General features: G+C 52.2%; 16 protein-coding genes. 1 reads left to right on the top strand and 15 read right to left on the bottom strand.

Annotated elements, in window-relative coordinates:
• Nucleotides 1–118 precede the first annotated feature (118 nt).
• Complete coding sequence (locus HA49_RS09500; RefSeq protein ID WP_038022421.1) at nucleotides 119–1,027, top strand: LysR substrate-binding domain-containing protein; 909 nt, start codon at nucleotides 119–121, stop codon at nucleotides 1,025–1,027.
• 328 nt (nucleotides 1,028–1,355) lie between these two features.
• Here HA49_RS09500 and HA49_RS09495 read toward each other — a convergent pair whose 3' ends face one another.
• The 15 genes from HA49_RS09495 to tagF form a co-directional block, all read right to left on the bottom strand.
• Nucleotides 1,356–1,823, bottom strand: a complete 468-nt coding sequence (locus tag HA49_RS09495; RefSeq protein WP_046791735.1) for a lysozyme inhibitor LprI family protein — start codon at nucleotides 1,821–1,823, stop codon at nucleotides 1,356–1,358.
• 1 nt (nucleotide 1,824) lies between these two features.
• On the bottom strand, nucleotides 1,825–2,682 hold the full coding sequence (locus tag HA49_RS09490; RefSeq protein WP_038022417.1) for a peptidoglycan-binding protein: 858 nt from the start codon (nucleotides 2,680–2,682) through the stop codon (nucleotides 1,825–1,827).
• 89 nt (nucleotides 2,683–2,771) lie between these two features.
• Nucleotides 2,772–4,223 (bottom strand): serine/threonine protein kinase, encoded by a 1,452-nt coding sequence (locus tag HA49_RS09485; RefSeq protein ID WP_038022414.1) that lies wholly within the window; start codon nucleotides 4,221–4,223, stop codon nucleotides 2,772–2,774.
• 2 nt (nucleotides 4,224–4,225) lie between these two features.
• The gene (gene tssH / locus HA49_RS09480; RefSeq protein ID WP_046791734.1) at nucleotides 4,226–6,877 is read right to left on the bottom strand and encodes a type VI secretion system ATPase TssH; all 2,652 of its coding nucleotides are present in this window, start codon (nucleotides 6,875–6,877) and stop codon (nucleotides 4,226–4,228) included.
• A 50-nt stretch (nucleotides 6,878–6,927) separates the two neighbouring features.
• Entirely contained in the window at nucleotides 6,928–7,989 is a 1,062-nt protein-coding gene (gene tssG, locus HA49_RS09475; RefSeq protein WP_046791733.1) for a type VI secretion system baseplate subunit TssG, read from the bottom strand.
• Entirely contained in the window at nucleotides 7,986–9,857 is a 1,872-nt protein-coding gene (gene tssF / locus HA49_RS09470; protein WP_038022767.1) for a type VI secretion system baseplate subunit TssF, read from the bottom strand. The genes tssG and tssF overlap by 4 nt, the downstream gene beginning before the upstream one ends.
• Before the next feature lie 2 nt (nucleotides 9,858–9,859).
• Entirely contained in the window at nucleotides 9,860–10,435 is a 576-nt protein-coding gene (locus HA49_RS09465; RefSeq protein WP_038022411.1) for a type VI secretion system baseplate subunit TssE, read from the bottom strand.
• A 12-nt stretch (nucleotides 10,436–10,447) separates the two neighbouring features.
• Complete coding sequence (locus HA49_RS09460) at nucleotides 10,448–11,395, bottom strand: hypothetical protein (protein ID WP_038022409.1); 948 nt, start codon at nucleotides 11,393–11,395, stop codon at nucleotides 10,448–10,450.
• Nucleotides 11,396–11,407: 12 nt separating this feature from the next.
• Entirely contained in the window at nucleotides 11,408–12,184 is a 777-nt protein-coding gene (locus HA49_RS09455) for a PP2C family protein-serine/threonine phosphatase (RefSeq protein ID WP_038022408.1), read from the bottom strand.
• Nucleotides 12,184–13,992 carry a type VI secretion system-associated FHA domain protein TagH gene (gene tagH / locus HA49_RS09450; RefSeq protein ID WP_038022766.1) on the bottom strand — a complete coding sequence of 603 codons (1,809 nt, stop codon included), beginning with the start codon at nucleotides 13,990–13,992 and terminating at the stop codon, nucleotides 12,184–12,186. The genes HA49_RS09455 and tagH overlap by 1 nt, the downstream gene beginning before the upstream one ends.
• A gap of 104 nt (nucleotides 13,993–14,096) precedes the next feature.
• Nucleotides 14,097–14,579, bottom strand: coding sequence for an Hcp family type VI secretion system effector (locus tag HA49_RS09445; protein ID WP_038022407.1), 483 nt, complete (start codon nucleotides 14,577–14,579; stop codon nucleotides 14,097–14,099).
• 83 nt (nucleotides 14,580–14,662) lie between these two features.
• Nucleotides 14,663–16,162, bottom strand: coding sequence for a type VI secretion system contractile sheath large subunit (gene tssC, locus HA49_RS09440; protein WP_038022406.1), 1,500 nt, complete (start codon nucleotides 16,160–16,162; stop codon nucleotides 14,663–14,665).
• Nucleotides 16,155–16,715: a type VI secretion system contractile sheath small subunit gene (tssB, locus tag HA49_RS09435; RefSeq protein WP_038022405.1), complete on the bottom strand. Its 561-nt coding sequence runs from the start codon at nucleotides 16,713–16,715 to the stop codon at nucleotides 16,155–16,157. Before tssB ends, tssC begins: the two co-directional genes overlap by 8 nt.
• A gap of 40 nt (nucleotides 16,716–16,755) precedes the next feature.
• Nucleotides 16,756–17,781, bottom strand: a complete 1,026-nt coding sequence (gene tssA, locus HA49_RS09430; RefSeq protein WP_038022404.1) for a type VI secretion system protein TssA — start codon at nucleotides 17,779–17,781, stop codon at nucleotides 16,756–16,758.
• A 19-nt stretch (nucleotides 17,782–17,800) separates the two neighbouring features.
• On the bottom strand, nucleotides 17,801–18,517 hold the full coding sequence (gene tagF / locus HA49_RS09425) for a type VI secretion system-associated protein TagF (RefSeq protein WP_038022403.1): 717 nt from the start codon (nucleotides 18,515–18,517) through the stop codon (nucleotides 17,801–17,803).
• Between the last annotated feature and the right edge of the window lie 9 nt (nucleotides 18,518–18,526).

The raw sequence follows: 18,526 nt of genomic DNA, 5'->3' as shown, positions 1-18,526 counted from the left end.
CGCCTGACATCAGAGTGTGATGAGGAGTGTGGTATGTACTCCGAATCTAGGCGTTTACATGAGACTCAGGAAGATATATTTTTTCTATAGGTGATGCTTTTTTGTTATAGGGTAAGTGATGAGATATTTGCCAAAGCTTGGGCATCTTCAGGCCTTTCGTCAGGTGGTACGTAGCGGCAGCATCCGTTCAGCCGCGCGCGAGCTGGGCGTCTCTCAGCCTGGGTTGAGTCGAACATTGCGTGAGCTTGAGCAAACTTTAGGTACGCAACTTTTATTGCGCAGCAAAGAGGGCATCCAACTGACCGAGGCGGGAATGGCCTTTTCTCACCGCGCGGAATGGGTGGTAGAAGAGTTGCGCCGTGCGGCAGATGAAGTGGAACAGATAAACCATTTTACCCACGGACGGCTGACCGTGGGGTTCTCGTCACTGATTGCGCTGACGGTGTTTCCCGATGTGGTCGAGGCGTTTAAAGAGAAGCTGCCGCAGGTGTTGCTGACGGTTAAAGAAGGACAGTTATCCTCGCTGTTACCCGGCGTGCGCAACGGTGAAATTGACATCGCCGTCGGTTCTGTCGATCCGATGGCTCCGCCAGAAGGGGTGATGATTGAAACTCTGTTCACCTCGCCATTTTGTATCATCGCGCGCAAAGGACATCCGCTGGCTGAAGAACGGGATCTGATGGCGCTACGTCAGGCTAAATGGTTGCTGCCAGAGTCATCAATGGGTTACTACCAACAGTTGCAAAACGAACTCAGCCATTTTTACCGACAGCTCAACGTCACTCCTCTGCGTACGGATTCGGTTATCACCGGCCTGAGTATGGTGCTCAACGCGGACTATCTGATTGTGGTTGCCCGGGCAATGTCTCAGCCCCTGCAGCTTGATGGCAAGCTGGTCACGCTGCCCATCGCCCAGTTGCCGTCCGCTCAGTATTGCGCGGTGTGGTCGCAGAAATCGGCGATGACCACTAACGCGCGCCAGTTTTTAATTCGCCTGCGCGAAGCATGTAGAGGGTTTAGCTGGTAGGGAAAAGATACGACTTTTGCCTGACCCGGGATAGATGTCGTCGGCACCATGAACCGTAAACCCTGTTACTTCGGCTATACCATCAGTTAGGCACTTATCTAAGTTTAAGTTGATTTGTACTGGACGAGGATTTTGTAAATGTGGCGGGGTGTAGGGAGTGTTACTGTGGTTAGCCAATGAGTTTAGCTTGTTTTGGATAATTACAGAGCAGACGTCTGTTCCGCCACTATTCAGGGCCATGTCAGCAATGACGAGGCCCTTTTCGTTTCTGCTGGTGACGGGCAGTGTCCGGGTCAGAAATGGTAAGACTGACAGCCTGTTGATAACGCTATTGCTTTTTATTTTTCCTGTACTCTTCCAGCAGATTTTTCTCACCGGTATCATCTCCCTGGGTATTCAGACTCTGAAAAAACGCAGTTTTGAATGCGTAGTGACTGGCGAGACATGCGGTTAAATCATTATTATAGGCAGGGCTGTCTTTTGTGTTCATTAACCCTGCGGCCTCACAGTCGTGCCGCATACTCACTTCCCAGGCTTGCTTGCCTGCGGTGAGTTTTTCCAGAATTTCTTTTTTATTCTCTGCGTCCTTTAAACCATTAGACAGTTGTGTCCATGCTTCACTATTTTGTTTTTTCGCTTTATCCAGAACAGATTGCAGGCAGATACCGGCCCCTTGTGTTCCGTAACAGGAATGAATGGCAGACTGAACAGTGGTGATAGTATCAGCACCGGCAGGGGGGGTTGCCAAAGCGAAGGGGGATATGGCTAACGTTACAAAAAAAATAATCTTTTTCACTCTATAACCCTCTTTTAAGATAAGAAATTCTGTGGCGGCCATTTTCGTACTTATTTATTCTGGGTGTTGATGAAATAAGTCTGATGGCAAGGTCTGTATCATTCTGGCCTAAAACTTCGATATCCAGTTTGCGCAATACCCCCTGGTAACACATATCCACAATAACATCTTTTATTACAGCCTTTAAATCGCTCCACGGAGTGCAGTCTGCGCTTTTGTATGAGTCGTAAAAAGTCTGTGCTCTGCTGACATAAGCGGGATAGATCCTGGAAAATAAATTAACCTGCATGCTTCTGGTGATAGAACCGCAAATTTGTTTGTTCTGACGCACAAAATCCCGGGCTTTGTTGCCATGAAGACCGTGCCCTTTAGACATTAAAGAGGCGATATGCGGGTCGACGCCGGACTGAAACAGGTCGTTATAGACACTTTTTTCGGTTCTGGCTTTCATATCATATCCCCGCCCGATGGTGACACCGGAAGCCCCGCCCGGCCAGTGGAGTACCCTGCTAAAGTAAGGGCTGGCCGGACTATCATTCCCTTCCGCATCAAAGGTGACTTGCCCGCTTTTAACGTGCAAGGTACCGGACATATCTACAGGGATAGAAATTGCATTATCAGCTGAGATGACCTGCTTATTGAATAGCCGTTTTTCCGTTGCGCCGTTCGGTGAGATAATACCGTCGGGAAAGTGCATAAAGCGTCGTTGAAAGTTTTTTATCGCTGAGATGGTCTGAACCCCGACAACTCCGTCATCAGCCAGTCCGGGAAAACCATTTTCCTGGAGTTTTTTCTGCACGATAAATACATCATTTCTGTTATTTGATCCCCCGATGCCTACGGAGTTATTGATATTCATAGGTTCATTATCCCGTCAGTTATAGTTAAACAATAACGTATCCCGGCCCTCTGTTACCTGCTGCCAGGTACTTTGCTGTAACGAACTCATTATTCGGGCACCTTTAACAGACTGGTGCCCCCGGATTCAGGAATATGCAGCATGTGTTGCCAGGTTTTACCGCTATGTGCGACAGAAAGTTGATAGTCTCCGGGAGCCAGAGTGAGTAACCGGGCACCAGCGCCGGTATGGATTGCTTGCTGTTTGCCATCTATCAGTATTGTGGCGTCCTGAGAAGTGTTGAGATAGACCAGCCCCGACAGCTTTGCTGCGGCTGTTCTGGTGGAAGTCGTTTCTTTGGCGGATTCAGCGACAGCACTGGTCTGTCGGGGCGCTTGTGAAGAGACTACCTGCGGATTCTGCGAAGCGGCTGCCACCCTGCTGGTTTTTTCGGGGGGGGACCGGTGAAACATAACCCCCAGTGCAATGATTACCGCCAGGGCACCCGCGGCAACATAGATATAAACGGGGCGGGAAGCCACGGTATTCATCACAACAGGCTGAGATACTTCGGCCACTTCAGGGGGAGTCTTTGTGACAATCTCCGGCGTGGGATCTATTTTTTTCGGTTTAATTTCCGATGGTTGAACTTCATTGTTGTGGAAGGTGTCGGCCTTTAGAAGAATATCTTCAAGCTCAGTGATGGTTTGCGGACGATTTTCCGGGTCACGTTCGAGCATCTTATCGATGGTCTTCAACAATGCGCGGGAATAGCCTTCCGGCTGGCGCTCTGCCAGTGGCTGATAGCTGTCGCTGATTGAACGCACGACACTGACCGGGGGAGGTTCACCAATAATCAGCGTATGCAGTACTGCACCCAGTGCATAGATGTCTGTCCATGGTCCCTGGTCGCCATCCCGGCCTTCACTGTATTGCTCGATCGGTGCGTATCCAGGTTTCAGCATGATTTCAGTTTTATCTGTTAAATGCCCGATCTCTTTACAGGCTGAACCGAAGTCAAGAAGTACCGGTTCGCCGTTTGCCTGAATCTGAAGATTATCGGGAGCGATATCGCGATGCAGGTAGCCCTGGTCATGCAGGGTTTTCAACGCACTGAACAGCGGGGGTAGCATTTTGCGGATCCATGTCTCAGTCACGACTTCCGGCTGACGACTATAGAGGCTTTTCAACGTTTCACCGCTGTATAGCTGCATCACCATATAGGCGGTATCGTTCGCCTGCCAGAAACGCAATACATGTACCAGACCGGGGTGGGAAAAACGCGCCAGTGTTTTGGCTTCCTGAATAAAGCTGATCAGTCCGGCCTGGAAAATCCGGGTGAAACGTTCGCTGCGCAGCACCAGTCGCATGTCATCAGCACGGCTGACCATTGACGCAGGTATATATTCTTTAATCGCAACCTGGCGATCGAGCTCACGATCGTAAGCCCGATAAACGATACCAAATCCGCCTTCGCCGATGACTTCTTCTATTTGATACTCATTAAAGCAGTATCCTGGCGGCAGCGCCTGTGATGAGGTTCCGGAATATTGTGGGGACATTTTCAGACTCCTGACTGCTCTGTTGGTCCGGCGGATTCGGCGCTGAAGTTATACTGAAAGGCGTGGTCCGCATAAGTGACCTGTAAATGACGTCTGGCAGGCTTCTCTTGTGGTTCGCTTAACAGGAGCTGGCTGATTTGCGGCAGTAGCGTCTGAGTCAGAATTGCGTCGACCATTCGGCCGCCAGATTCACTCTCTGTGCAGCGACACATGACCTGTCGTGCCACTTCCGGCGAAAATTCAGCATCGATTTGATGGTTGTCCAACAGACGCTGTTTAATCTTTTCAAGGCGCAGGTTGATAATACTGAGCAGCATTTCGTCGTTTAACGGAAGGTATGGAATGACCACCAGACGCCCCAGCAATGCTGCCGGAAAGACTTCCCGCAGAGGCTGGCGTAACAGAGCGGTCAGTGCTTCTTCACTCGCCTGTGGACTGGCTCTTTCAATCAGCTCACTGCCGGTATTTGAGGTCAGAATAATCACCGTGTTACGAAAATCGATATGGCGACCTTCACCGTCTTCCATCCAGCCTTTATCGAACACCTGGAAGAAAATTTCATGCACATCCGGATGTGCTTTTTCGATCTCGTCGAGTAGTACTACGCTGTAGGGACGCCGGCGTACCGCTTCGGTCAGTACGCCGCCTTCGCCATAGCCGACATAGCCCGGAGGCGCGCCTTTCAGGGTAGAGACACTGTGTGCCTCCTGAAACTCACTCATGTTAATGGTGATCAAATTTTGCTCGCCACCATATAAGGTTTCGGCCAGCGTCAGTGCGGTTTCGGTTTTGCCTGTCCCGGAAGGACCGCAAAGCAGGAATACCCCGGTGGGCTTGTCCGGATCATCAAGCCGTGCCCGGGAAGTACGAATCCGGCGGGCAATAGCCTCCAGGGCATGCTGCTGGCCGACGATACGTTGTGAAAGGGTTGCCGCCAGGTTCAGTACCGCATCCCGCTCATTACGCATCATGCGCCCCAACGGGATACCGGTCCAGTCTGCAACGACACTGGCGATGACATTACTGTCTACGGCAGGGAAAGTCAGGGGAGCTTCTCCCTGTAAGGTTTTAAGCTGGTGTTGTATTTCAAGATATGCCGTCTGCTGTTCTTCGCTGACCGGAGATTCATTGCTCATTAGCTCACTGCGCAGAGTAATAAGCTGTTGGGTTAAAGCCAGTTCCTGCTGCCAGCGCGGGTAAAGCTCATCAAAACGGGACTGCTGTACGGTGAGGGCCTCCCGGGCCTGGTCGATACGCAGTGGTGCCCCGGGCAGACCAAGACGTGCTTCGCGGTTGGCAATGTCTATCTCAATATTCAGGGCGTCAATTCTGCACTGGCAGTCTTCCAGTTCCGGTGGTTTATTCCACAGACTGACGGCAACACGGGCACAGGCGGTATCTAACAGCGCGATGGCTTTGTCCGGCAACTGGCGTGCGGGAATGTAACGATGAGATAACTGAACCGCACTCTCCAGCGCTTCGTCCAGCAGCATTACCTGATGATGTTTGGACAGCGTGCCGGAAAGATGACGCAACATCAGTACAGCAGTGGCCTCATCCGGTTCGGAGACTTGCACCGGCTGAAAACGCCGTGTCAGTGCCGGGTCTTTTTCTATGTACTTTTTGTATTCGGCCCAGGTGGTGGCACCGATGGTGCGCAGTTGGCCGCGGGCCAACGCCGGTTTTAACAGGTTGGCGGCATCACCGGTTCCCTGCTGACCCCCGGCGCCAATCAGAGTGTGGATTTCATCAATAAACAGCACAACTGGCTGTGGACTGGACTGAACCTGGCTTATCACTGCCTGCAGTCGTGATTCAAATTCACCTTTCATTGCCGCACCCGCCTGCAGCATACCGATATCCAGCAACCACAGCTGAACCTCTTGCAGGGGCGGAGGTACGGTTCCCTGAGCAATACGCTGTGCCAGCCCTTCCGCAAGAGCGGTTTTACCGACGCCGGCTTCTCCTGCCAGCAATGGGTTGTTCTGACGACGCCGTAGCAGAATATCCACCATTTGACGGATCTCTTCATCACGGCCCACCACCGGATCGATTTTTCCGGCACGCGCCAGCGCGGTCAGATCACGGGCATATTTTTCCAGAACATTTTCACCCCCTGGGGCCAGTGGAGCAGGGCTATTTTCCAGTGCGGCTTCCGGGGAATGGTTTGCCAGTGACTCGTCACTACCCTTCATGCAGATATCAAACTGAGCCACCAGCAGGTCAGCATTAATATTAGCAAACTGCGAGGAAATGCCGATCAGCACGTTACGCAGCGAGAAGGTTTTCAGCAGGGCCAGAAGCAGATGACCGCCGCGGATGGTGGTACTACTGAAACTGAGAGAACAGTAGACCCAGGCGCGTTCAGTCGCGCTATCAATATGTTCCGCCAGATCGGCTACGGCACTGGCCCCCCGTGGGAGCCGGTCCAGTGCCGCCACGACATCTGCAGCAAGTCGGGCTTCATCCAACTCAAAATAGGTTATCAGGTGCTGTATATCGCTGTTGGGCTGTTGTAACAGTTGGTGTAACCAGTGCACCAGTTCAACATAGGGATTTCCACGCAGTTTGCAAAAGGCGGTGGCGCTCTCGAGTGATGAAAACAATGTGGTATTGAGTTTGCTGAAAAGTACGTTGCGACGAATATCAGACATATTTTTCCCTTGTGCGAGCAGACATCGGAAAAGGAGCGGATCACCGGAAGTCAGATGTCCGGGGTGAAGGTTAAGTCATCGCGGTCACGCGGGGCGGGTTGTTCACCCAGCCAGCTACTAAAGCCAAGTCGTTGCGGGCCGCCGAGTGCAACTCCCTGGACATCCTGCTGACGTAGCACCAGACGAACATCCCAGCTGTATTCAATGCCAAGATAGTGGCGCACCCAGTCGATGACCTGTTGTGCATAGGCCTGGTCTGGCAGAAAACGCTGATAATCTTTTAACTTCAGCGGGCCAAACTCCAGACGAAATTTATGTTGAATATCGCGTATCGCACCGCCGAGAAATGCTGTCCGGCCAAGGCGCGGAGAGTTTCTTCCTCCTTTTAGTCGGGCCTGTTCGCGGGGGTCTATCATCATCCACTGAGGGATGTTGGGGATTATTTTTGTCTTCACCTGGAAATACCAACTCAGACAGCGCTCCAGGCCTTCGGCATCGTGAGCCTGGCGGGTGAAGTGACCGCCGAGGGTATAGCGCGCATGTTCGTGAATGCTGCCCCGGGCATTTTCCAGTGCTGGTTGACCGACCCCGGTCAGGCAGGAGAGATAGTGATTGAACCTGTGGCGATCACTTCTGTCCAGTGAGACGGCCGGCTGTGCTTCGGCCCAGGCACGATAAAACATCAGTATCAGGCGGTGGTGAAACAGGTTACAAAACTCCACCATGCTGCGATCAGCATGGTGCGTTATCCGTTCATAGGCATATTCAGTCAGATGAAGGGGCAAAGGGCCATTGGGACCAAACAGACCGAAGCTGTAGATATCGATATCGTGGATTCCCGTGCCATTATCACGTGCTTTAATGGCAGCAATCGTGGAAGGAGCAAAGGCGAGGGAGGGTGCCTGACCCAGCCGCACCGGTTCTTCATGCGGCAAAGGTGCGTGTCCTAATGGCCACTCTGAACCTGTCTGCGCGTCGAGACGGCGCAGTAGCTGAAACAGATCGTAATTATACGGCACGGTACGACGCAGGTGCCAGAAATCCTCCGGCAGGCTGCACAGAATGTGCATCGGAGTCGCAGTCTCTCCGGGGAGTCTCTGTGCTAAAGTCATAGCAGTGTCCTTTTCCCCATCCGTGCCGGCCAGTAGCCGACCTCACCACGTTGCAGGGAGTTCATGGTCAGTTCGGTGAAAGTATTAATCGCCACCATGCGGCTAAACAGTGTCGCCAGTACACTCCCTAACAGCCAGGGGCTGGATCCACCAAATGCCTGTTCGTCCACCGTCAGAGTAATGGCTATTCCCCTGGCAAATACTATCGGGCCTGGCTCAGGTACCCGCCGGTAAACAGGCTGCATCTCGCACTGCCGGATACCGTCAATCTGTCTGGCTGTGGCGGTATCGGCTATCTCTGAATACAGTGCCATCAATTGGCGAAGCGATGCTGCGCCTTCTTCGGCATTAGTTTCCATCAGGCTAAGATAGTTAAGCTGCAACTGACTTATTAGCCGCCAGGCGACTTTTCCCTCTGCCAGTGCCGGACGTGGCGCCGTCGGGCCTTTACGCAAACAGATATCCAGTAATGGTGCGGAAGTCGGTAGGGTGAATTTCTCCATGCCCTGAGCTAACAGGATCAACGGCAGATCCCGGTTGGTACAGAGTACGTCGGCAATCAGATATTGTAAGTCGGGCGACCAGGGGGACTGGTGCTCGTCTGTCAGCGACACAAATATTTCCGAACCGATATACCCGGTACGGGTACCGTAAACTTTGGCTTGTTCGGAAATGACGCGTGGTTCCCGACGCAGAGAAAAATAAGCCCCGTAGTTCCCGGGATCGCTTCCCCGGCTGTTCCAGAAGGGGCGGAATGTCTGTTCCCGGGCCATATTTTGGCCACTGCCATAAAGATGCGACACACTGTATATTTCATAGTCCAGGGGGTTGGTATTATCCACCACCAGATGGTACTCGCTGGTCAGTTCGCTCATCGTGATGCGTTCAGCCGAACGAGGAAAAAGATTAACCGCCGGCGTACAGTGCAGCGCCAAATGGCTTTTATCAATCACACTTTCGAGATCATCATGACCTTTATCCAGCAGCAACAGAATTTCCATCTGCTGTTGTCCGTTAAGCTCCCTGAGCAGGGGGTTCATGCCCCGGGTGATAAAAAACAGGAACCGTGACGGAAAAGCGAAATATTCCTGAAGTAACCGGTAGCCGGAAAAGTTACGCAGGTCGTCGGGAAGCAGCGCTTCATCTTCATTAAAACCCTGCTGTAACAGAGCACTTTCTTCCAGTAACAGACTTTGTTGATTATCGCAGCTGCGGTAGAGCACACCCACGCAGTGTTCCATCAGTAATTCCATCAGGCCTGTTGCCTGAATATCCTGCCCGCTAAGATGAAAAGAGATGCTATCAATATCCAGCTGATTGAGTGGGATACTGCCAGTGGTCGTCAACCGGATACGCAACGCTCGTATTGCCCCGCGCTGCTGAAGCTCTCCGGAAGGGACGGGAAGATCTGCCGGGATGCCTGCCAGTTCCGCGTCACTGATTTGCAATGGCAACAGTGATACATCATGCGCGGTACGGTATTTACAACTGATCCCTTTGCTCTTCATCACCTGATTTTCAATCAGTGAGCCGTGGGGAATGGAAAAACCATTACTGATATTCCCTTTGGACGGGTCAGGCTGAAATTCAACAATCGCCATCGACGGCGTGGGCGAAAGATAGTTTGGGTAGAGCATTTCCAGTAGTTGCTGAGTAAAACGCGGAAACTCAGCATCCATTTTCAGCTGTACGCGGGAGGTAAGAAAGGCGAAACCCTCCATTAAGCGCTCAGTATAGGGATCGGAGACTTCAATACCACGCATCCCCAGCCGGCCGGCAACTTTGGGATAACGTTCAGCAAACTCTGCCCCTATTTCGCGCAGGTAGAGCAGTTCGCGATTGTAATAGTCGAGTAGTTTCGGATTCATCATTAACCCAGGTCCTGTAAGTAGAAACGACTATGTTCCAGGTCGAGATCGGTACGAAAAAGGAAAGCCAGTGGCCAGGGAACGCACCACAGATTGCCTTTTATCTCAATGCTTAACGTATTATGTGTATTCATTGATTTAATCTCTGTAATACAGTGAATCCGCAGGTCCTGAGGAATAATACGGGGCTCAAATTTCAGAATTGCCCTGCGCAGATTTTTATGGACGTCATCCCACACAATTTCTGACATTCGTTTCCCCGCAAGTGGCTCAATACCAAAATTGATAACAGAGTCCCGGGCCCGGGAAAAAGGGCGAAAGTCATGCTGGCTTTCGTTATTGATTGAGTTAAATAACCATTGAAGGTCCCGTAATACCTGCCGACGCAGTATCTGATGAGTGACGATGTTGCGGTTCAGCTCTGGTTGCTGGTTCTCCGGGGTATCATCGGTCAGCCTGTCGAGCAACCCGGGGGACATCTGGTCTCCTGAGTTCAGACGCTCAGCATTGCTGCGGTTTTTATAGCCGGAGAGATACATTGAGGTGCTGTCTTGCTGCCGGGAGTGGTCTTTACTCATTGGTTATCCTGTTCAGCGACCAGGGGCTCCTGCCGGTAGCGGCTGATCATGCTCTGTCGCTAGTGGCGTTTGTGCCGGATCACGTAGTTGCGGGTTGATGGATGAGACCAGTTGCCAGCTGATGGCGCCGGCAGAATATCCGGTCTCCCAATACTGACGGGCCTTTTCAATCAGGGAATCACGGGCCTGCTTGTCATTAGCCTGCTGGTGGGAGCTTTTCACCAGTACCTGGCCGGTAAAACGCCAGACCTGGTCGTGCGCATCCCAGGGTAAAAGAAGCCAACTGCTGGCATCGGCGGCATTCGCCAGAATCAGGCGTTGATTATTGGCGGTGACTACCTGAATGTTGTTATTTTTTTTCGCGCCCGGCGGCAGGTCCGCCAACGGGTAACCTTCCCGGAACCACAGCGGTTGTCCGTCGGCTGGCTGAAGGGCGCTCTGCACTTCCCCGAGGCCATTGAGCCAGCCATCACTGTCACACTGGCTCTGTTTACTGTCGACGCTGATAAGTACATTGCTGCCGGGTTCAGTGGACCAGTAGGTGCGGAAGTGACAACCGGCCGAGGTGGCAAAACGCTGCCAGGGGGTGGTATCGGCAACGGCCGGTTCAGGTGCAGGTATAGACATTTTCCATTGTTCATCTGCTGTTACGCTACCTTGTGAGACGGGCTTGCCGGTAGCGTCGATTAAGGTCCAGCGCAGTGTGGAAAGCTTTTTACACTGGCTATGCAACAGATTGCCAGCCTGAGGGATAAACTCACGTAAGGCATCTTCGCGAAGTGCCCCTGAGGGTTCTATATGAATTGCGACAGTGTCATCACACCAGTTTTTTACCTGTGAGTTGGGGACGTTATCGAGCCAGGCACTGAGCCTGGTGGCAGGGGACCAGATAATGCGAACACTTTTTGCCTGAGCAACGACAGGCAGACAGACTAACAACAGGACTATCCACACTTTCATAATAACTTCCGTTTAATTTTGTTGTGACAACAATATGCGCTGAGCATCACTCAGTGAGCTGAGCAGGGTGGTATCCTGGGGCTCTCCAACCCAGACGGCCAGGGCACTGAAATTATCCGGGTTCTCTGCAGGTTTCATTTTATGCAGTAAAGAAAGCCATTCTGCCGGGGTGTTAACCATCCTCAGAGACTGCTCAAGTTCGGGAATACTCAGTTCATGCCAGAAACCGTCAGTGCAGAGCAGAAAAACATCGCCATCCTCAAGTGGCAGAACGTCGCTATAACTCGCTTCACGTTCTTCACTCATACCTAACGCGAAATACAACAGGTTCTGATTGATCCCCTCGGCTTTATGACCAGCATCCAGCATTTGCTGAGCCAGACTGTGATCGCTGGTCATCTGCATCAGATATCCGCGGCGGAACAGGTAGAGGCGGCTGTCGCCGGCATGTGCCCAGTAAGCCAGTTGATAGTCGCGATCGATAAACAGGCTTACCAGCGTTGTGCCCATTTTATTTATCTCCGCATTGGCCGTTTGTTGCTGTTTAATCGCCTGGTTTGCGGAGGTGATATAGCGTCGGATATGCTGGGCATCGAGATGATTCTCACCGTCAAACTGTGCCAGTATGGTTTCACAGGCCAGACGTGCGGCCGTATCGCCGCCAGGCGCACCCGCAATGCCATCGCACATGACGAAACAGGCAGCGCGTTTACCGAGGGAATTGCCGAGCTGATCCTGATTCGTGTTGCGCAGCCCCTGATGCGTGGTTGAAGCGAACGTAATATTCATCATTTATCCGTTTTTTTGGTTTGCAGATCTTTGTAGTGATTCACTTCAACGTCATAGGCATGGAGGAAGGCCTCGCCAAACAGCGTATGGAAGTCATCATCGATTTCGTTGGCAGTGGTCTGAAAGCGTTTTACAAAATAATCCCATAGGGCGGCTTTACGGGATGAGGATAAAAAATGGCGACCCTGTCCCTCCTGTCTGGCAAGCTTTTCCAGTTGCTCAGGATTGAACGACTGCAGCATGGCGGCGATAATGGCGCGGATACCGGCAATCATTCCAAGCTGATGGGCCTGAAGATCGATGAGTGCATCACGTACCGCTTTTTCCGGTTCCATAAAGCCGGGCATCTGGCTGCCAAACATCTGTACCAGGACGGTTTTACCGGACGGTAGCAGCTTAAACGGGTTGTTGGCTTCTTCCAGAATCATCGTCATCTCTGCATTAACACCCCGCTTGAGCATGGAGCGTGAGGACAGCAATGCTACGGTGCCTTGTGAAAACAGACTGAGTAACTGACCCAGCAGAAACATCTGGTCTTTACCAAAGTGGGGTTTGATTTCCATATCGGTGAGATCAGCCCCTTCCAGCAGAGCCTGTAACAGCTCGCCATCCAGTCCTGCCGTTTTTTCCCTACGCCGCGGCCCGGAAGATTTGTAAGACACCGGGTCGATACTCATACGGCCAATGGGCGCATGGTTTGTATTGCTGAGTGCTTGTTCTGAGACTCTGGGAGCCGGCGGAAGATTAGGGTCCGGTGCCGCTGGTGGTTCAGGTTTCAGCTCAGGGGGTGTCCGGGCTTCCGCCTGAGGTGTGGGCGCGGGCGAATGATCTACATCAGGGGGCGTTAACGGTGTAGGGTCCACCGCCCGGGATGAGGTCGGAAGCTCCTGTTGAGTATTTCCATTATCCGCTGAGAGTGGTAACACCCCGGAGCTGATATCAGCGGGTTGCAGGGCTGGCCCGTTGCGGTGTTTAGCTGACCGGAACAGGTCAGGGGGGGTTAATGGCTGAGCCTCTCCGGACATGATCCCGAAAGGGTCAGTATCATCACTGCTGTCATCATTGCTGTTATCTCCAAACAACGCCAGCGGATCGATTTCTTTATGCTGTTCATTATCATGGTGGATTACCCGCGGTTGTTCTTTCAGAGTGCTGGGGGTGGTATCGGACAGAATGGTTTTCTGCCGGAAAATATCGTTGTTATCAAACAGGCGCGCAGGATCGGTTTCCCGCGTGCTTAATTGTTGAAGACTGGTAAATTGTTCTTCGTGTGCCAGTGGATCGGCTGGATTCAGTGGCTTATTATCAGGTTGTGTCAACGGATTGTCGTGACTATCCACACGAGAACTTTCAGATTCTGGTGGCGTGAACTCCCGCGACAGGCTGTCCCAGATTTCACCGGGAATGTTATCAGCGGTTTCTTTTTGCGGCTGTGAGGCAGTTCTCGCCTGCACGGGTTGTGACTGAGCTGGGCTGGCTGCAGGAACCGGTTTATCGACCCCACTCACTGCCAGAGTATACTCACCGATCCCCAGAATATCACCCTCTTGCAGCTCCACCTGACGACCGTGCTCCAGAGGAAGACCATTAAATTCAACGTTAATCACGTTACCGCGATTGGTTATCCGGCATCCACCATCCGCTGCCGTATGCACCAACAACTGCAGACGTGATATCGTGCGGCTCTCATCAGGAAGAACAAAATTGTTATCTTCACTGCGGCCAATGGTGCCTCCCGGCGGGTAGAAATCGAAGCTACTCTGCGGGAGCTGAACGCCACTTTTACTTTTTACAATCGTGAATCGCATGTCATCACCTGAATAATTTTGCACAGGACAAAGGGCGCCTGATAACACCACGAACAAAAAATTCAGCCAGTGACGGCAACCTCCGTAGAGGCTGCCGTCCACCATCAGGCAGTTGCGTTCTTTTTGATATCCCAGCTGAATGTGGTATCGGCGCCGGCGGTACCGTCATCGTTTTGCTGGGTATAGGTGCCTTCCACATGCGATGCCTGGAAGGTGTACTCAATACCCACGGTATCGTCGTCGAGGTTACCGGTATGCTGCACGCTGGTGACCAGAACTTCGGACAGCACAATCTTTTTGTAGACCATCTGCGTACCACCCGCTTTGCAGACGTTAAATTCGACACTCGGAATGTGCTTGCCGTTTGAGCAGTACAACATCAGCGTCGGCATTGCTTTGTCGATACGAGCGTGAACGTGTAAATCCTGATAATTCACTTTACCCGCACCGCCACCGCCGCCGACGCTCATATTGTTAGGTTGGTTTGCACCCCAGTTAAAGGAAAGGATATCGATCCATCCTTCGTGAGCAGCGTCTTTTGATTCACCAGTAACGCCTTCAGGTTTAAGAAACATTGCAATAGCCATGTTGTTACTACTCCTTCGGTTGATTAACTACGTGATTACTATTGAAAGAAAACCGGGCGTGGGAACGTCCCGCTCACAGAAAATTACCCCTGACCCTTATTGAGCGAGGGTAATTTTGATACCAGACGTAAAGAGACCGTCAGACCTTCGAGCTGATAGTGAGGGCGCAGGAAGAATTTTGCTGAGTAATAGCCGGGGTTATCTTCCTGCTCCTCGACGGTGACCCGCGCATCGGCCAGTGGCTTGCGCGCTTTGGTCCCCTGGGTTGAGTTCACCGGATCGCCGTCGACATAACGGACGATCCACGAGTTTAGCCAGCGCTCCATGTCCTCGCGTTCCTGAAATGAACCAATCTTGTCGCGCACGATACATTTCAGGTAATGCGCGAAGCGGCAGCACGCGAACAGATAGGGTAAACGCGCCGCTAGCTGTGCATTCGCCGCGGCATCCGGGTCGTGATAATCTTCCGGTTTTTGCAGCGACTGAGCGCCAATAAACGCGGCGAAATCGGAGTTCTTGCGGTGAACCAGCGGAATGAAACCATTTTTCGCCAGTTCTGCTTCACGACGGTCGCTGATGGCGATTTCGGTAGGACATTTCATGTCTACGCCGCCATCGTCAGTGGGAAAAACGTGGCACGGCAGATTCTCCACTGAGCCACCGGATTCGACACCGCGGATCGAAGTACTCCAGCCAAACTGTTTGAACGACCGGTTGATATTGGTTGCCATCGCGTAGGCGGCGTTGGACCAGGTATAGTTTTTGTGCGTAGCGCCTTCGGTTTCTTCTTCAAAGTTGAAGCTGTCCACGGGGTTGGTGCGTGCGCCATAAGGTAAACGTGACAGAAAGCGAGGCATAACCAGTCCGATATAGCGGGTATCTTCACTTTCGCGCAGAGTGCGCCAGGCCGCATATTCGGTGTTGGTAAATATTTTGGTGAGATCCCGTGGATTGGCTAGTTCCTGCCAGGACTCCATTTGCATCGCACTTGGCGCGGCCCCGGTGATCACCGGACAGTGGGCTGCAGCACCAATTTTTGCCAGCTCTCCCAGCAACTCCACATCTGGCGGGGAATGATCAAAATAGTAGTCGCCGACGAGACAGCCATACGGCTCTCCGCCAAACTGACCATATTCTTCTTCATAGATTTTCTTAAACAGCGGGCTTTGATCCCAGCCGACGCCTTTATAGCGCTTCAGGGTACGGGCCAGTTCCCTTTTACTGATATTCATCACCCTAATTTTCAGTTGTTCGTCGGTTTCGGTGTTATTGACCAGATGGTGCAGACCTCGCCAGGCGCCTTCCAGCTGTTGGAAACTTTCGTGATGAATAATCTGATTGACCTGTTGAGATAGCTTTGCATCTATCTCAGCGATAAGTGCCTGAATCGTGCGGTAGGCGTCATCGGAAACCGGCAGGGTATTTTCCAGTGCCTGGCTTGCCAGTGTTTGTACTGCACGAGTAATAGCATCGCGAGCCTGATCGTTGTTAGGACGAAACTCCTTGTTCAACAGGGCGCTAAATTCATCTTCGGTAACACTGAGACTTTGCGGGGTCGCGCTTTGTTGTGAAACGTTACTCATCATCTTTCTCCTTTTCACTGTCCACATGGGTTTCGCTGGCAGATTGCTTCGCTGCGGAGAGGGATTTCAGCAATGTCGGGTTTTTCAGAACTTCAGCGATTAACGCCTCAGCCCCATTTTTGCCGTCCATATAAGAAAGCAGGTTGGAGAGCTGGGTCCGGGCTTCCAGAAGTTCGTTTAAGGGGGCCACGCGACGCACTATGGCGTCCGGCAGGAAGTCATCCATGCTGTTGAAGGTAAGATCGACACCCAGCTTGCCTTCCCCCGTCAGGGTGTTATCCACGTGATAAGCGAGGTGTGGTTTCATGGACTTCATGCGTTCATCAAAATTGTCGATATCGACTTCCAGAAACTTACGTTCTGTGACCTCCGGCTGGGGTTCTGTGGGCTGTCCCACTAAATCAGCCATCACCCCCATGACAAAAGGCAGCTGGATTTTGCGCTCTGAGCCGTAGATCTCTACGTCGTATTCGATCTGCACACGTGGCGCGCGGTTACGTGAAATAAATTTCTGTCCGCTACGGGCACGTTTGATACTGGGGTAATTAGCCATAGTGTTTCTCCGTCAATAAAAGCAAAGAACTGGATGGGATTTACTCTCCCGTGCGGCCAAAAAGGCCCTGTAACTGATTTACGGCGTCCGGCGCTAAATCGCGAATAATCTCCAGAAAGTCGAGTTGAATAAGTCGCTGAACACGTTCCAGCATAATCGGGGCCGGGTGGCTGGGTTCGTGCTCCAGAAAGTAGACGCGGATCTTCTCCAGCATCAGCTCCGCGTCAGCACGTGATTGCAGACTGACCTGACGCCAGTCGGTAAGCGCAGGCGGGCTCTCTTTCGCGGAGGAGGCCGTCTGGACAGATAATGATTCACCCTCTGCATCATTGCTGGTCAGCAATGTTTCTTTCTCTTCAGGCAACGGACAGTACGGCAGCAGCAGTGAAATACTTTTTTCTATCATGCTGATATCCGGCCGGTCAGCGGGCTCAAGATATTGTGCCAGTATGGATTTTAGTGACTGAAGTTGGGTGTATATGGTGCGTACATTGATGGCCCCGGCATTACCGTGTTGCCTGAGCTCTTCGCGCAAGCGTGTCGTGCCGCCGGGAAATCCAGGGATTTCGCTTTTGCTGCCATCCAGCAATGAGGTGGCATCGCGGAACGAAATTTCGCCGGTGTTGCTTTTAATCAGCCAGCACTGGCGTAACGCAACCGCGAGTGAAGATTGTTCACTGAGTGCCGCCAGTGCGCTGGCACGGAGCATGGGATCTGGCTGACCGTCAAACTCCAGCGGAGGGTGCAGACTTTGCCAGTAGCGTTCAAGGGACAGAGTGAGCAGTGTCAGACCGCTGGCGAATCCGCTTAGACCCCGGGTGTAGGTCCAGGCTTCTGTGAGAATCAGAATCAGACGGATATCGCGGGTACGCTCCAGTAGATCCAGCGCCTGACGGGCCACCAGTGGCCAGTCCGGAGGCTCTGCCGGAATGATAGTTTCACCAAATTGCTGTTCAGCTTTACCATTACGCGCCTGGTCCAGTGCCATAAATGCGGCGTCATATTCAAGATTGTCTCCGCAGGGGGCATCTTCCCGCAGTGGGATAAGCAGCTTTTCGACATTCATCAGTTAACCTTCTGTACGATTAAGACTGGTTAAACAGTGGCGGGTGCAATCCGTTGTGATCCCCTCGTCTGGCATGCGGCGGATTAAATAACCGAAAAAACAGTCGGGTAGTAAAATTGCCACTGTGCGAATGGGTGTAAAATGCGCTTCCGTCGCTTTGATTGGTCCACCAGAAACTGCTGTACTGCAGCGGGTCAAAATAACTTTCTACCTGAGGCCAGTTGAGATGGCAGGGGACATCCTGGTAACCGATAATATCCAGCACGTCTGAGCGCAATCCGCTGTCCGGTTCAGGTATCGGAGGCATGCCCGCCAGTGCGCGGTCAAACTGATCGCCGGAATAACGATTCTGTACTGCCATACTGAGCGTCTTACCCAACTGGTAATACCAGTCTCCCGCCATACGCAGCCGTAGTGAATGCCACTCTTCCAGTAAATAAAGCTGCATCACGCATACCGGATACTGACGGCCCACCCGATCCCGTGCAGGTAACAGGCAGCCCATTTGTATGACGGGAACGCCAAGAGAGGCTGGAATAATAAAATTCCATAGCGGAGCTTTAATAAATTGTGGGGAGGTGCCTTTATCCGCTCCCTCAGTTGTGCGCATACGCTCTATCCCGTTCTGAAACCAGCGGGACCAGCTATCAATCAGCCCGGGAGGCAGCCGTCTGCGCATAAAATCGCCACTGCCGGGTAACTTTCCGTACCATCCTGGAGCAGGGAAGTGACTCATGATATTTTT

It is taken from the genome of Tatumella morbirosei (assembly GCF_000757425.2).
GTDB classification, from domain to species: domain Bacteria; phylum Pseudomonadota; class Gammaproteobacteria; order Enterobacterales; family Enterobacteriaceae; genus Tatumella; species Tatumella morbirosei.
This window is presented reverse-complemented; position numbering and strand designations above follow the sequence as displayed.